The 14,450-nt window shown below is 73.2% G+C and carries 14 protein-coding genes; 12 read left to right on the plus strand and 2 right to left on the minus strand.

The genetic code is table 11. The features are described from left to right. Positions 1-103 precede the first annotated feature (103 nt). Positions 104-1,522: an RtcB family protein gene (locus BJ999_RS09495; RefSeq protein ID WP_276530295.1), complete on the plus strand. Its 1,419-nt coding sequence runs from the start codon at positions 104-106 to the stop codon at positions 1,520-1,522. Positions 1,523-1,562: 40 nt separating this feature from the next. Here the strand turns inward: BJ999_RS09495 and BJ999_RS09500 are convergent, their stop codons facing one another. Next, the gene (locus BJ999_RS09500) at positions 1,563-1,988 is read right to left on the minus strand and encodes an archease (protein WP_179832953.1); all 426 of its coding nucleotides are present in this window, start codon (positions 1,986-1,988) and stop codon (positions 1,563-1,565) included. A gap of 179 nt (positions 1,989-2,167) precedes the next feature. Here BJ999_RS09500 and BJ999_RS09505 point away from each other — a divergent pair, with 179 nt between their 5' ends. The 5 genes from BJ999_RS09505 (at position 2,168) to BJ999_RS09525 (ending at position 7,257) form a co-directional block, all read left to right on the plus strand. Continuing rightward, positions 2,168-3,250, plus strand: coding sequence for a S1C family serine protease (locus BJ999_RS09505; protein WP_229810427.1), 1,083 nt, complete (start codon positions 2,168-2,170; stop codon positions 3,248-3,250). A gap of 127 nt (positions 3,251-3,377) precedes the next feature. Then, entirely contained in the window at positions 3,378-4,046 is a 669-nt protein-coding gene (locus BJ999_RS09510) for a TetR/AcrR family transcriptional regulator (RefSeq protein ID WP_179832955.1), read from the plus strand. Further along, the gene (locus tag BJ999_RS09515; RefSeq protein ID WP_179832956.1) at positions 4,043-4,954 is read left to right on the plus strand and encodes an ABC transporter ATP-binding protein; all 912 of its coding nucleotides are present in this window, start codon (positions 4,043-4,045) and stop codon (positions 4,952-4,954) included. Before BJ999_RS09510 ends, BJ999_RS09515 begins: the two co-directional genes overlap by 4 nt. After that, positions 4,951-6,609 (plus strand): ABC transporter permease, encoded by a 1,659-nt coding sequence (locus tag BJ999_RS09520; RefSeq protein WP_229810426.1) that lies wholly within the window; start codon positions 4,951-4,953, stop codon positions 6,607-6,609. The genes BJ999_RS09515 and BJ999_RS09520 overlap by 4 nt, the downstream gene beginning before the upstream one ends. Positions 6,610-6,654: 45 nt before the next feature. Further along, the gene (locus tag BJ999_RS09525) at positions 6,655-7,257 is read left to right on the plus strand and encodes an LOG family protein (protein ID WP_229810425.1); all 603 of its coding nucleotides are present in this window, start codon (positions 6,655-6,657) and stop codon (positions 7,255-7,257) included. Between the two features lie 33 nt (positions 7,258-7,290). Here BJ999_RS09525 and BJ999_RS09530 read toward each other — a convergent pair whose 3' ends face one another. Next, a complete protein-coding gene (locus tag BJ999_RS09530; protein ID WP_179832957.1) occupies positions 7,291-9,093 on the minus strand; it encodes a thiamine pyrophosphate-requiring protein in 1,803 nt (600 codons plus the stop codon). Between the two features lie 222 nt (positions 9,094-9,315). On the opposite strand from BJ999_RS09530, the gene BJ999_RS09535 reads away from it, so the two are divergent. From BJ999_RS09535 to BJ999_RS09560, 6 genes are all read left to right on the plus strand, one after another. Next, the gene (locus tag BJ999_RS09535; RefSeq protein WP_179832958.1) at positions 9,316-10,143 is read left to right on the plus strand and encodes an inositol monophosphatase family protein; all 828 of its coding nucleotides are present in this window, start codon (positions 9,316-9,318) and stop codon (positions 10,141-10,143) included. Positions 10,144-10,328: 185 nt separating this feature from the next. After that, a complete protein-coding gene (locus BJ999_RS09540; RefSeq protein WP_179838430.1) occupies positions 10,329-11,198 on the plus strand; it encodes a Cgl0159 family (beta/alpha)8-fold protein in 870 nt (289 codons plus the stop codon). Between the two features lie 147 nt (positions 11,199-11,345). Then, a complete protein-coding gene (locus tag BJ999_RS09545; RefSeq protein ID WP_179832959.1) occupies positions 11,346-12,662 on the plus strand; it encodes an alkaline phosphatase PhoX in 1,317 nt (438 codons plus the stop codon). A 217-nt stretch (positions 12,663-12,879) separates the two neighbouring features. Then, positions 12,880-13,299: a hypothetical protein gene (locus tag BJ999_RS09550; RefSeq protein WP_179832960.1), complete on the plus strand. Its 420-nt coding sequence runs from the start codon at positions 12,880-12,882 to the stop codon at positions 13,297-13,299. Then, positions 13,296-13,724 (plus strand): SRPBCC family protein, encoded by a 429-nt coding sequence (locus tag BJ999_RS09555; RefSeq protein WP_179832961.1) that lies wholly within the window; start codon positions 13,296-13,298, stop codon positions 13,722-13,724. The genes BJ999_RS09550 and BJ999_RS09555 overlap by 4 nt, the downstream gene beginning before the upstream one ends. Positions 13,725-13,738: 14 nt before the next feature. Further along, complete coding sequence (locus BJ999_RS09560; protein WP_179832962.1) at positions 13,739-14,359, plus strand: DNA-3-methyladenine glycosylase I; 621 nt, start codon at positions 13,739-13,741, stop codon at positions 14,357-14,359. The last annotated feature ends 91 nt before the right edge of the window (positions 14,360-14,450 follow it).

Here is a 14,450-nt window from a genome sequence, read left to right on the forward strand (position 1 = left end):
GATTCGCACGCTACCCGCATGATGCCCGTGAACCCCCCGGCCCCCGACGCACCGGGGCGCATGAGGACGCATGGGGGGCGGGGCCGGGGGTAACCCCCGCCTTGTGCACGCCGACCTGGTCGAGGACGGCCCCTACCGGTTCCGGATCGAGCCGACCGGCGCCATGCGCGTGCCCGGCGTGCTGTTCGCGTCGCGGGAGCTGCTGGCGCCCGCCGAGAACGCGATCGAGCAGGTCGCCCACGTCGCCGCGCTCCCGGGAGTGGTGGAGGCCTCGTACGCCATGCCCGACGTCCACCTGGGATACGGCTTCCCGATCGGCGGCGTGGCGGCGACCGATCCGCGCGAGGGCGGCGTGGTCTCGCCCGGCGGCGTCGGATTCGACATCTCGTGCGGCGTCCGGCTGCTGGCGGCGGACACCGACGCCTCCGGCCTCGCCCCCGCCCTGCGGGACCTGATGGACGGCCTCGACCCCGTCATCCCGCGCGGCATGGGCAAGGGCGCGGTGTGGCATCTGCCGGGACGGCGGGACCTGACCGGCATCCTCACGGGGGGAGCGCGGTACGCGGTCGAGCAGGGCCACGGGAACGAGCGCGACCTGCGCCGCTGCGAGGACGCGGGAGCGGTCGCCGACGCCGACCCCGGCCAGGTGAGCGAGCGCGCGGTGGAGCGCGGCGCCCGGCAGGTCGGCAGCCTCGGCTCGGGCAACCACTTCCTGGAGGTGCAGCGGGTCGCCGAGGTCTACGACGCGGACGCGGCCGGGGCGTTCGGGCTGCGGCCGGGCCAGGTCTGCGTCATGATCCACTGCGGGTCGCGCGGGCTCGGCCACCAGATCTGCACCGACCACGTCCGGGCGATGGAGGCGGCGATGCCGCGGCACGGCATCGAGGTCCCCGACCGGCAGCTCGCCTGCGCCCCGGTCGACTCCGCCGAGGGCCGCGCCTACCTGGGCGCGATGGCGGCGGCGGCCAACTACGGCCGCGCCAACCGCCAGCTGCTCACCGAGGCGGCGCGCCGGGTGTTCCGCCGGGTCGCGGGCGCCCGGCTCGACCTCGTCTACGACGTCTCGCACAACCTGGCCAAGCTCGAAGAGCACGTGGTGGACGGCGAGCCGCGGCGGCTGTGCGTGCACCGCAAGGGGGCCACCCGCGCCCTGCCGCCCGGCCATCCCGATCTGCCGCCCGACCTGCGCGAGGCCGGGCAGCCCGTGCTGATCCCCGGGACGATGGGGACCTCGTCCTACGTCCTGACGGGCGTGCCGGGCGCGCCGGCGTTCTCGTCCACGTGCCACGGCGCCGGACGGGTGCAGAGCCGCCACCAGGCCGCACGCGGCGTCGGCGGCAGGCAGTTGCGGGCGGCGCTGGAGGAGCAGGGCATCGCCGTGCGGCCGTCGTCGTGGCGCGGCCTGGCCGAGGAGGCGCCGGACGCCTACAAGGACGTGTCCGCCGTGGTCGAGGCCGCCGAGGGCGCGGGACTCTGCCGGAAGGTCGCCCGCCTCGTCCCGCTGGGCGTCGTGAAGGGCTGACCGGCCGGTCGCCCACGCCTTCCGCCCGGTGCGCCGCCGGTCACACGTCGATCGTCACCGCGCAGGACCAGCCGCGGGCGTCGCGGCCGAACCGCAGTTCGTGCAGCGACACCGCCTTGGGCACGGCTCCCGTCCCCACCGCCTCCGCCGCGTCCCCGGTCGCGAGCCGGACGGTGAGCCCGCCGTCCGGCGCCCCCGTGATCTCGGCGTCCAGGACCAGGGCGCCGTCGGCGTCCAGGCGGTAGACGACCTCGTCCAGGACGGCGACGAGCAGGTCCGCGTCCGGGCCCGGCGGCACGTCCACCCGGAGGATGTCGCCGGACGGGCGGACGCCGGAGACGTCGGCGAACGACTCCACGAGCCCGGCCACCGCCTCGGCGACGCAGCGTTCCCGCGTCGGGGCCCACGCCTCGATCCTCAGGTCGGCGGCGTGGGGGACGTCCCGGTGCCCGCTTGCGCGCGACATGTCGGACGGCTACCCGGCTCCGATCATGAGAAACCGGCCGGGCCCCGCGCGGCCGGGCGCGCACCGGGCGCCTCCAAAGATCAGCTGCGGCTCTGACCTGCGGCATGACGTCGCAAAATCGCGCGTGGCGCGGCGCCCGTCGCTCGGCGGGCGGGAACCGTCCCCTCTGGAGGTGGAGCGTGGACAGGAGCGCGAGGGCGAAGGCATGCGCGGCGGCGCTGGCGGGGGCGATGGTGCTCGCCGGGTGCAGTGGGAAGTCCGAGAACGCGGGGAACGCCGGGAACGCCGGGCCGGCGTCGGTGCAGACGTCGCCCCCGGTGTCCGGGGCCGGGTCGGACCTGCAGCAGCAGTACGTGAAGGTCGTGGACGCCGTCCTGCCGTCGGTGGTGAAGATCCAGACCGACCAGGGCGAGGGGTCGGGCGTCGTGTTCGACGCCCAGGGCGACATCGTCACCAACGCGCACGTGGTCGCGGGGGCGAAGAAGATCCAGGTCACCTCGTCCGGCGGCGGCTCCCCGCTGAACGCCTCGATGGTCGGCGCGTTCACCGCCGACGACCTGGCCGTCATCAAGGTCGGCGGCGGGTCGCTGAAACCGGCCTCGTGGGGCGAGTCGAGCAAGGCGCAGGTCGGGCAGATCGTTCTGGCGATGGGCAACCCGCTCGGCCTCGCCGGAAGCGTGACGAACGGGATCGTCTCCGCGCTGCACCGCACGGTGTCGACCAAGGGCGAGGGGGACTTCCAGGGCTCGACGATCGCCGACGCCATCCAGACGAGCGCGGACATCAACCCGGGCAACAGCGGCGGCGCCCTGGTCACGCTGGACGGGCAGGTGATCGGCATCCCCACCGCGGCGGCCTCCGACCCGCAGATCGGCGCCGCGGCGCCCGGCATCGGGTTCGCGACGCCGAGCGACACGGTCAAACGGATCGTCCCGCAGCTCATCGAGTCGGGGAAGGTGTCGAACTCCGGCCGGGCCGCGCTCGGCGTGGCGGTGCGCACGATCGTCGACCCGCAGACCGGCCGGCGGTCGGCGGTCGCCGTCGTGGAGGTGCAGAAGGGCGGCGGGGCCGCCAAGGCCGGGATCCAGAAGGGCGACCTGATCCTCTCGGTGAACGGCACCGCGACGCCCGACCAGACGGTGCTGACGACCGTCCTCACGGACCTCAGGCCCGGCGAAACGGTGAAGGTCGAGATCCAGAAGCCGGACGGCTCGAAGAAGCAGGTCCAGGTGACGCTCGGCGAGCTGCCCGGAGGCGGTTGACCCGCCCGGACCACCGTCCGGCCCCACCGCCCGGCCCGGGCCGCAGGCCCCCACGGTTGACGGAAGCCTGTACGTGAGTACAGTGTACAAGCGTACAGGCAACTGAACATTCGTACAGGGGGTGGGAATGGCGACGCAGGAGCGGGCCGAGGACCTGACCGGGCGCGCCCGGATCAGGGACGCGGCCCTGCTGGAGTTCGCCGAGCACGGGGTGAAGGGCGCCACGATCCGGGGCATCGCGAAGGCCGCGGGCGTGTCGCCCGCCCTCGTCCAGCACCACTACGGGACGAAGGAGGCGCTGCGCGCGGCCTGCGACGAGCACGTGATCGAGGTGATCCGCGAGACCAAGCAGGAGGCCCTGCGCGGCAGGATGGCGAGCCCGAACTTCCTCGCGATCGCCATGCGGACGGCCCTGCCGATCCAGCGCTACCTGGCCCGCGCCCTGACCGACGGGTCGGCCGCCGCGGCCGTGCTCTTCGACGAGGCGGTCGCGTTCAGCGAGGAGATGCTCGAACGGGGCGCGCCCGGCATGTCCCGGCCGCACACCGAGGACCCGCACGGCTACGCGACGGTCATGACCGGCATGAGCTTCGGCCTGATCGTCCTGCACGAGCACATGTCGCGCGCGCTCGGCGCCGACGTCCTGATGGGCGACGGCTACCCCCGCATGGCGCTGGCGATGCTGGACGTCCTCGACGACCGGCTCCTGACGCCCGAACTGGTGGCGCAGACGCGCGCCGCCCTCAAGACCCTGCCCGCCCCCGGCGGGCGACCCCCCGACGAGGAGGACCGGTGACCCCGAACACGCCCCCCATAGCCCTCTCCGGCCTGGTCAAGAACTTCGGCCGGACCCGCGCGCTGGACGGCCTGGACCTGACCGTCCAGCCCGGCGAGGTGCACGGCTTCCTCGGCCCGAACGGCGCCGGGAAGTCGACCGCCATCCGCGTCCTGCTCGGCCTGCTGCGCGCCGACGGGGGCACCGCCCGGCTGCTCGGCGGCGACCCGTGGCGGGACGCGACCGAGCTGCACCGCCGGCTCGCCTACGTCCCCGGCGACGTCACGCTGTGGCCGAACCTGTCCGGCGGCGAGGTGATCGACCTGCTCGGCCGGATGCGCGGCGGCGTGAACGCGCGCCGCAAGGCCGAACTGCTCGACCGGTTCGAGCTCGACCCGCGCAAGAAGGGCCGCGCCTACTCCAAGGGCAACCGGCAGAAGGTCGGGCTCATCGCCGCGCTGGCGTCCGACGCCGAGCTGCTGCTGCTCGACGAGCCCACCTCCGGCCTGGACCCCCTCATGGAGGAGGTGTTCCAGGAGTGCGTCCGGGAGGAGCGGCGCGACGGCCGGACCGTGCTGCTGTCCAGCCACATCCTGTCCGAGGTCGAGGCGCTCTGCGACCGGGTGACGATCATCCGCAAGGGCGTCGCGGTGGAGTCGGGGACGCTGGACGAGCTGCGGCACCTGACCCGCACGTCCATCGACGCGGAGCTGGCGTCGGCGCCGGACGGGCTGCCGCTGCCCGGCGCGCACGACGTCCGCATCGACGGCAACAAGATCCGCTTCGAGGTGGACACCCCCGAACTGGACGCGGCGCTGCGGCAGCTCACCGAGGTCGGCGTGCGGAGCCTGAGCAGCCGCCCGCCGACGCTGGAGGAGCTGTTCCTGCGCCACTACAAGGACGAGCTCGCATCGGAGGCGGCCCGATGAGCACGGCGATCCACGAGGCGCGGTCGGCCGCGCCGTCCCGGGCGACGCCGCTGCGGTCGCTCACCGGGACCGGCGGGCTGATCAGGCTGATCCTGCGCCGCGACCGGTTCCTGCTGCCGTCCTGGGTGATCGTGCTGGCGCTGATCCCGATCAACTTCGTGGCGGCCACCGACAGCCTCTACCCGACCGCCGCCGAGCGGCTCGCGTACGGGCGGACGACGGGGACCAACCCGACGTTCCTCGCCCTGTACGGGCCGCTGTACGACACGAGCCTCGGCGCGATCATCGCCCAGCGCTCCGGGTTCATCCCGGTGGTCATCGCGCTGATCAGCGTGCTCACCGTCGTCCGGCACACCCGGACCGAGGAGGAGGCGGGCCGCCGCGAGCTGCTCGGCGCCACCGTCACCGGGCGCGGGGCGGGCCTGGCCGCCGCGCTCGTCGTGACGATGGCGGCCGACCTCGTCCTGGCCGTCCTGCTGACCGCGGGCATGACCGCGCAGGGCCTGCCGTTCGCGGGCTCGCTGGCGTTCGGCCTGCAACTGGCCGCCGCCGGATGCGTCTTCGCCGCCGTCGCGGGCATCACCGCCCAGCTCAGCGAGGGTGCGGGCGCCGCCAGGGGCACGGCGATCGCCGCGCTCGGCGCCGCGTTCGTGGTCCGGATGGCCGCCGACGTCGGCGGCGCGGGCAACGAGCTGTCGTGGCTGGGCTGGCTGTCCCCGCTCGGCTGGGAGAACCGCCTGCGCGCCTACGGCGGCGAACGCTGGTGGACGCTCGCGCTGGTCGCCGTGCTGACGGCCGCCCTGGTCGCCGCCGCGGGCCTGCTGTCGGCGCGCCGGGACGTGGGCGCGGGCGTGCTGCCGCCCAAGCTCGGCCCCGCGGACGCCCCGCGCATGCTCTCGGGGTCCCTCGGCCTCGGCTGGCGGCTCCAGAGCCGGGCCCTCTACGGCTGGCTCGCCGGGTTCGCCGCGCTCGGCGTCGTGTACGGCGCGGTGGCGGGCGGCGTCGGCGACATGGTCAAGGACAACCCCGACCTGGAGAAGATCTTCACCCGGCTCGGCGGGCAGGGCGGGATCACCGACGCCTACTTCGCCTCGATCATGAGCATGCTCGGCCTGATCGCCGCCGCCTACACGGTCTCGGCCACGCTGCGGCTGCGCACCGAGGAGACCGGGCAGCGCGCCGAGCCGCTGCTCGCCACCCCCGTCGGGCGGCTGCGGTGGGCGTCCGGCCACCTGGCCTTCGCGCTGCTCGGCCCGGTCGCCGGCCTCGGCGTCGCGGGCCTGGCCGCCGGGCTCGCGCACGGCCTGGACACCGGCGACCCCGGCCGCGAGGTGCCGCGCGTCCTCGGCGCCGCGCTCGCGCAGCTGCCCGCCGTGTGGCTGGTCGGGGCGATCGCGCTCGCGCTGTTCGGCCTCGCGCCTAGGCTCACCGGCGGCGCCTGGGCCGCGGTCGGCGTCTTCGCGGTCGTGACGCTCTTCGGAGCCGGGCTCGACCTGAACCAGTGGGCCCTGGACGTCTCACCGTTCACCCACGTTCCGAAGCTGCCGGGGCACGACTTCACGGCCACGCCGCTGCTCTGGCTGCTCGCGATCGCGGCCGTCCTGTCCGCCCTCGGCATGCTCGGTTTCCGTCGCCGGGACCTCTCCACGGCGTGAGCCCTCCTCCGGCCCCACCCGGACGGACCCGTTAGATTGGGCCGGGTGAACTCCCGGAAACCCCTCGCCGTGTGCGTGTTCTGCTCGTCCAGTGGCAAGATCGACCGCCGGTACGTCGACCTCGCCGCCGAGGCCGGCGCCGAGCTGGCCCGGCGCGGCCACAGCCTCGTCAGCGGCGGCGCCCAGGTCTCGTGCATGGGCGCCGTCGCCCGCGCCGCGCGGGACGGCGGCGCCCGCACGGTCGGCGTGATCCCCGAGGGGCTGGTCAGCGTCGAGATCTCCGACGAGGACAACGACGAGCTGATCGTCACCGCCGACATGCGGGCCCGCAAGGGCGAGATGGACCGGCTCAGCGACGCGTTCCTCGTCCTGCCCGGCGGCATCGGCACGCTGGAGGAGCTGTTCGAGGTGTGGACGGCCCGCGTCCTCGCCATGCACGACAAGCCCGTCGTCATCCTCGACCCGACCGGCGTCTACGAGCCGCTGCGCGAGCTGATGAAGGGCCTCACCGAGCAGGGCTTCGCCCGCCCCAAGATCTGGGACGCCGTCGGCTGGACGAGCACCGTCCCCGAGGCGTTCGACCTCCTGGAGCGGACACAGCCCCGCATCGAGTTCTCCCCCGAGGACTACGCCGAAGCCGAACTCTGACCGACGGGCGAACCACTCCGCTCCGGACGCCGGTCAGTCATGTCTGCGGCCCGGAATGTTCTCGTACATGTCGGTCAGCTTCTGGCGGAAGCCGCGGGCCGCGATACCGAGCCTCTGCGGGTCCTTGAGGCCCGCCTTGACGGCCTTCCTCGCCTGGTCCTTCATGATGTGCGGCGGGATCGGGGCGATCTCGCTGTCGACCACGAACTCCAGCACGACGGGACGGTCGCTCGCCAGGGCCTCCCGCCAGGCCTCGGTGACCTTCGCGGGATCGTCGCAGTAGATGCCCTTGAGACCGCAGAGTTCGGCGAACTCGGAGTAGGGGAAGTCCGGGATGCTCTGCGAGCCCTCGTACTTCGGGTCGCCGCCCATCGCGCGCTGCTCCCAGGTGACCTGGTTGAGGTCCTGGTTGTTGAACACCGCGAAGACCAGCGGCGAGCCGGCCATCCGCTCGGCGTACCGCTTCACGGTGAGCATCTCGTTCATGCCGTTCATCTGGAACGCGCCGTCGCCGACGAAGCAGATCACCGGGCGGTCGGGGTAGGCGAACCGGGCCGCGATGGCGTACGGGACGCCGGGGCCCATCGTGGCGAGGGTGCCCGACAGTGACGCCCGCATCCCGTCGCGGAGCTTGAGGTGCCGGGCCCACCAGTTGGTGGCCGAGCCGGAGTCGGCGGTGAGGATCACATCGTCCGGCAGCAGCGGGGACAACTCGTGCGCGACGGCCTGCGGGTTGATCTTGCCCTCGAAGCTCTGGCCGGCCCGCTTCTCCATGACCGTGTCCCAGGTGCGGACGTTCTCCTCGATCTCCTCGCGCCAGGAGCGGTCCTCCTTGCGGCGCAGCAGCGGGATCAGCTCTCGGAGCGTCTCGGCGGCGTCCCCGACGACGTGCGCGTCCATCGGGTAGCGAATGCCGATCATGCGCCCGTCGATGTCGATCTCCACGCCCCTGCAGCTGCCCTCGTCCGGCAGCCACTCGGCGTACGGAAAGCTCGTGCCGATCATGAACAGCACGTCGCAGTTCATCATCATCTCGTCGCTGGCCTTGGAGCCGAGCAGGCCGACGGGGCCGGTGACGAACGGCAGGTCGTCCGGGACGACCTCGCGGCCGAGCAGCGCCTTGGCGATGCCGGCGCCGAGCAGCTCGGCCGTCTCGATCACCTCGGCCTCGGCGCCGGCGGCGCCCTGGCCGATCAGCATCGCGACCTTGGCGCCCTCGTTGAGGACGTCGGCGGCCTTGCGCAGCTCCTCGGGGTCGGGCAGGACGCGGGGCCTGCTCCACCCCACGCTGGAGTAGACCGAGCCGTGCTCCTTGGGCGGCGACGGCACCGCGTCGGCCTCCTGGACGTCCTCCGGAATGATGATCGTCGAGACACCGCGGGTGGTCAGGGCGGTCTTGAACGCCCGGTCGACGACATGCCGCATCTGGCCGGGGTGCATGACGATCTGGCAGAACTCCGAGACGTCGGAGAACAGGTTCTCCAGGTTGACCTCCTGCTGGTAGTGCGCGCCCTGCGCCAGGCGCTTCTGCTGCCCGACGATCGCCACGACCGGCTGGTGGTCCAGCTTCGCGTCGTACAGGCCGTTCAGCAGGTGGATCGCGCCCGGCCCGGACGTCGCCGCGCACACGCCGACCTCGCCGGTGAACTTCGCGTGGCCGCACGCCATGAACGCGGCCATCTCCTCGTGCCGCGTCTGGACGAACTCCGGCTCGCCCTCGGCGCGGTCGAACGCTCCGAGCATCCCGTTGATGCCGTCGCCCGGGTAGCCGTAGACGCGCTTCACGCCCCACTCGGTCAGCCGCTGGAGGACGTAGTCGGCCACTTGCTGCACCATCGCTCGCTCCTTCGTCGTCGCTCGTGCGGCGCGCCCGATGCCGCCGGAGACTCCGTCACCACGACGGGTCCTTTCGTCCACGTCGGCGACGTCGGACCCGGCCCAGGGACCCACTGCCCGAGTCGGGGGCCCTGTAACAAAGGGCCCGCCCGGGTGCCTTGCGGGGCTCGGATACGGTCGTGATGTGCGCATTCGTGACCTTGCCGTGATCGAAGGAGACCGATGAACGCTGATGTCCCCGCCTCGCGGGAGCTCGCCGGGATCGCCGAACTCGCCGCCCGCGCCACCGGGGACCGGCTGCGGACGGCGTTCCGGTCGCGTCCCGAGGTCGATCTCAAGCGCGACATCCACGACCCGGTCACCGAGCACGACCGGGCGGCGGAGGAGACGATCCGGGAGGTGCTCGGCGAGCAGACCCCCGGCAGTGTGGTCGTCGGCGAGGAGGGCGGCGTGGGAGGCGGGGACGGCGACCTGCGCTGGTTCGTCGATCCCATCGACGGGACGGCCAACTTCGCGGTCGGCCTGCCGTTCTTCTGCGTGTCCATCGGCGCGGCCCTGGGCGGTGAGCTGGTGGCGGGCGTGGTGTACGACCCGGTGCGCGACGACATGTTCACCGCGTCCCTCGACGGCGCCACCTGCAACGGCGAGCCGATCCGCAGCCGGGGCGCGACCCGCGACGAGACCGCCGTCGTCGCCACGTCCTACCCGAGCGCCCACGACCTGAGCCTCGGGCGCGAGGACGCGCTGCGGCGCTACGGCCGCGTGGTGGACGCGTTCGCCACCGTCCGCCGTCCGGGCAGCGCCGCCCTCACCCTCGCGCACGTCGCCGCCGGATGGGCGGACGTGGCCTATGACTCGTCCATCAACGCGTGGGACATCGCCGCCGGGCTGCTGCTGGTCAGGCAGGCCGGCGGGACGTACGTGCCGCTCGGCGGAGAGCCCGGCGGCGACGACTGGGAGGCGCCCGGGTACCTGGCGTGCGTGGGCGGCTTCGACCTCGCCGGGTCGGTCATCGCCGAGGTCGCGGAGTACAAGGGCGCCGGGGCCTGAGCATTCGCCCGCGTGGGGCACCGATGGTGCGCCCGGTGGTGCATTGACAGCCGTTTGTGATCTTGACCAGACTCGGCGGTGCCGGTGGCGCGACCGGCACCGCGCGCGTTTCGCGGACAGGGACGGTGAACGATGATCGATGTGCTGGTGGGGCAGGTGGCTTCGTGACTCCCGCCGAGGCGCGGGTGGAGCGGATCGCGGGGTTGGCCGAGGTGCGGGCGGTGCGTCCGGAGTCGGTCGCCGAGGCGGCGCGGGGGCGGGTGCGGCGTGCGTCGTTGCTGGGCGGGTCGGGGCGGTTGATGTTGCTGGCTGCTGATCATCCGGCTCGGGGTTCGCTGGCGGCCGGGGGTGATCCTTGGGCGATGGCGGATCGGGGTGAGTTGCTGGATCGGTTGTGCACGGCGTTGGAGCGGCCTGGTGTGGACGGGGTGCTGGGGACGCCGGATGTGATCGAGGATCTGTTGTTGCTGGGGGTGCTGGGGGGCAAGGTCGTGATCGGTTCGATGAACCGGGGCGGGCTGGCGGGGGCGTCGTTCGAGATCGATGATCGTTTCACTGCTTACGGGGCGGGTGCGATCGCGGCGTCGGGTCTGGACGGCGGGAAGATGTTGTTGCGGGTGGATGATGCCGATCCGGCGACGGTGCGCACGTTGGAGGCGTGTGCGGGGGCGGTGTCGGAGTTGGCGGGGCGTGGGTTGATGGCGATGGTGGAGCCGTTCATCTCGCGTCGGGTGCAGGGGCGGGTGCGTAATGATCTGTCGCCGGAGGCGATGACGCGGGCGATCGCGATCGCTTCGGGGTTGGGCTCGACGTCGGCGTTCACGTGGTTGAAGGTGCCGGTGGTGGCGGGGATGGAGCGGGTGATGGCGGCTTCGACCCTGCCGGCCTTGCTGTTGGGCGGGGAGGTGGCGGCTGATCCGGTTGCGGCTCGTGAGGGGTGGCGGCGGGCGTTGCGGTTGCCGACGGTGCGGGGTCTGGTGGTGGGCCGGTCCTTGTTGTATCCGCCGGACGGCGACGTCGCCGGGGCCGTCGACGCCGCGGTGGAGCTCCTCTGAGGTCGCGCTCCGCACGCCCCCCGGCACTCCGGGCGGGCGCGGACCAACGTTGTCCTGGGGTTTCTCCTTCCGGCCAGTGATCGTTCATCCGCGGTTCAGGGACGGCGACCAGGCTCCCGCGTGATCCCCTTACGTGAAGGAGTGCCCATGTCCGTGACCCGTCGCGGAGTCGTCAAGGGCGGCGCGGCCGGCGCGCTGTCCATCGCCCTCGCCGGAAGCCTGGACGGAATCTTCCAGACGTCCGCCGGCGCCGAGACAGGGGAGGCCTACGGCTACGGCCCGCTGATCCCCGACCCCAAGGGCGTCCTGGACCTGCCCAAGGGCTTCTCCTACAAGACGCTGTCGGTCGAAGGCGAGCCCGTCTCCGAGGGCGTCGTCGTCCCCGGGCACCACGACGGGATGGCCACGTTCCCCGGCAGCCGCCACGGTCGCACCCGGCTGGTGCGCAACCACGAGCAGAGCAACAACGGCACCCGCGCCGTGGGCCGTCCCGAGTGGACCTACGACCCGGCGGCCAACGGCGGCACCACCACGCTGGAGGTGGACGGCCAGGGCGACCTGCTGTCGCAGTACGTCAGCCTGGCCGGGACGTCCACCAACTGCGCGGGCGGGCGGACCCCGTGGGGGACGTGGCTGACCTGCGAGGAGACCGAAGGGTTCGCGGGCGAGACCAAGAGCCACGGCTGGGTGTTCGAGGTCGACCCGAACGGCCGCAGGACCGAGCCCGTCCCGCTCGCCGGGCTCGGCCGGTTCGCGCACGAGGCCGTCGCCGTCGACCCGCACACGCTCACCGCGTACCTGACCGAGGACGCCGCCAAGCCGTTCGGGCTCTTCTACCGGTTCCGGCCCCGCGCCCACCGCGGCGGCTACCACGCCTACATGTCGGGCGGGAAGCTGGAGGCGCTGAACGTCCGCGGCGTCCCGGACCTGTCGGCCGTCCAGGAGCCCGGCACGCGGCTGCGCGCCGGCTGGGTGGAGGTGCCCGACCCGTCGGCGAAGCAGACGTCGGTCCGCAAGCAGTTCGACACGATCACGCGGAGCCAGAAGCTCGAAGGCGCCTGGTGGGGCCACGGCAAGGCCTACTTCGTGTGCAGCTTCTCCAAGAAGGCCGACGGCGGCGCCGCCGACCACGCCGGGCAGGTCTGGACCTACGACCCGCACCGGGGCGAGATCGAGCTGCAGCTCGTCTTCAAGCCGGGCGGGCGCTTCGACGGCCCCGACAACATCACCGTCTCCCCGTACGGCGGCGGCGTGATCCTGGCCGAGGACGGCGACGGCGAGCAGTACCTCATCGGCACCACCCGCCGGAACGAGCCGTTCGCGATGGCCCGCAACGCCCTCAACGGCAGCGAGTTCACCGGCGTGACGTTCTCCCCGGACGGGCGGATCCTGTTCGCCAACCGCCAGTCCGACCCGGGCGCCACGTTCGCGATCACCGGCCCCTGGCACCGGCTGCGCGGCTGACGCCCAGGCGCGGTCTCCAGAGTGACCAGCACGGCGTCCCCGGACGCGACGAGCCGCTCCACCCGGCTCGCCGGGGGCGCCGTGCCCGCGTCCGCGACCCCGCCGGGAAGCGGCGCGCGGTGGAAGGACCCCGCGCTCGTGCACCCCCATGCCGCCAAGCGTGGCACGATCAGGGACGGAGGATCGTCTTCCCGATGGGGTGCCGTCAGATCGGAGCGTGATCGTGGTCGTGGTTCTCGTCCTGGCCGGCGTGGCCGTGCTGGGCGCCGTCGTCGTCCTCGCCATGGGCCGGGGCGGCGAGCTGGCCGAGGCCCATCCCGACTATCCGCCGGTCGGCGTGGACGCCGAGGGGCGGCCCGTCCTCGGCTGGGACGGCGCCCACCTCCGGTTCCCCCGGACACTGTGGGGGTACCAGCCGCACGTGACGGACGACGCGTTCCACCGCCTCACCGAGGCCCTGCACGAGCGCGACGCCCGCGTGGCGGACCTGGAACGCCGGCTCCACGACGTCCGCGAGCGCGCCGGCGACGCCGAACCGGCCACCCCGGTCGGGGCGCTGCACGGCATCGAGGAGCCCGGCGCCCGGGTGCCGCTCCGCAAGGAGTCCTTCGAGCCTGACGGGGAGGAGAACCGGTGAGCGCGGTCGCGGTCCACGCGGAAGCGGTCTCGGCGGCCCCGCCCGAGCGGCTCTTCGACGTCCTCACCGACTGGCCGCGGCACGCCGAGTGGATGCCGTTCACCCGTGCGGAAGGCGGCGACAAGGTCGGCGACGAACTGCGGGCGTGGACGGGCGTCGGCCCGGTCGGCTTCCTCGACACCATGGTGATCACCGACTGGCGCGCCGGCCGCCGCGTCGCGGTCCGGCACACCGGCCGCGTGGTGCGCGGCGAGGCGTTCTTCAAGGTCGTCCCGGAGGGCTCCGGCAGCCGCATCGTCTGGGCGGAGCGCGTCGACCTGCCGCTGGGCCCCCTCGGCCGCGCCGCCTGGCTGGTCGCGGGGCCGGTGGTGAGGGCGTTCATGACGGTCGGGCTGCGCCGCCTCGCCGTTCTGTCGCAGCCATGAGGTAGAACGGGCGGGTGAGCACCGCGATTCTGGGCGAGGACGGGCTGGCGCGCTGCCCGTGGGGGCTGTCGACGCCCGACTACGTCGCCTACCACGATGACGAATGGGGCCGTCCGGTCCGCGACGACCAGGGGCTTTACGAGCGGCTGTCCCTGGAGGCGTTCCAGTCCGGCCTGTCGTGGCTGACGATCCTGCGCAAGCGCGAGGGCTTCCGCGCCGCGTTCGGCGGCTTCGACCCCGAGAAGGTCGCCGCGTTCGGCCCCGACGACGTCGAGCGGTTGATGGCCGACGCCGCCATCGTCCGCAACCGCGCCAAGATCGAGGCCACGATCGCCAACGCCCGCGCGGCCCTCGACCTGCCCGGCGGCCTCGCCGCCACCGCCTGGCGCCACGCCGACCCCGACTCCCCGTCCTATGCCGACACGTCCGACGTCCCCGCCTACACCGACGCCTCGAAGGCCCTGGCCAAGGAGCTGAAGAAGCACGGTTTCCGCTTCGTCGGCCCCACCACCGCCTACGCCCTCATGCAAGCCTGCGGCCTGGTAGACGACCACCTCACCGACTGCCACCGACACGGTGCGGCGCTCATTGCGTCGCCTCTGTCGTCGGGCCCGGAGGCCCTCCGACCGAGGTGACGCGGCGATCGCTGGCATCGCTCCGGCTCGCCTGGCGGCTCACTGCGCGATCAGTTTCTCGCAGGCTCGAAACTGGCTTCGCAAGCGATCG

It is taken from the genome of Actinomadura citrea (assembly GCF_013409045.1).
Lineage (GTDB): Bacteria > Actinomycetota > Actinomycetes > Streptosporangiales > Streptosporangiaceae > Spirillospora > Spirillospora citrea.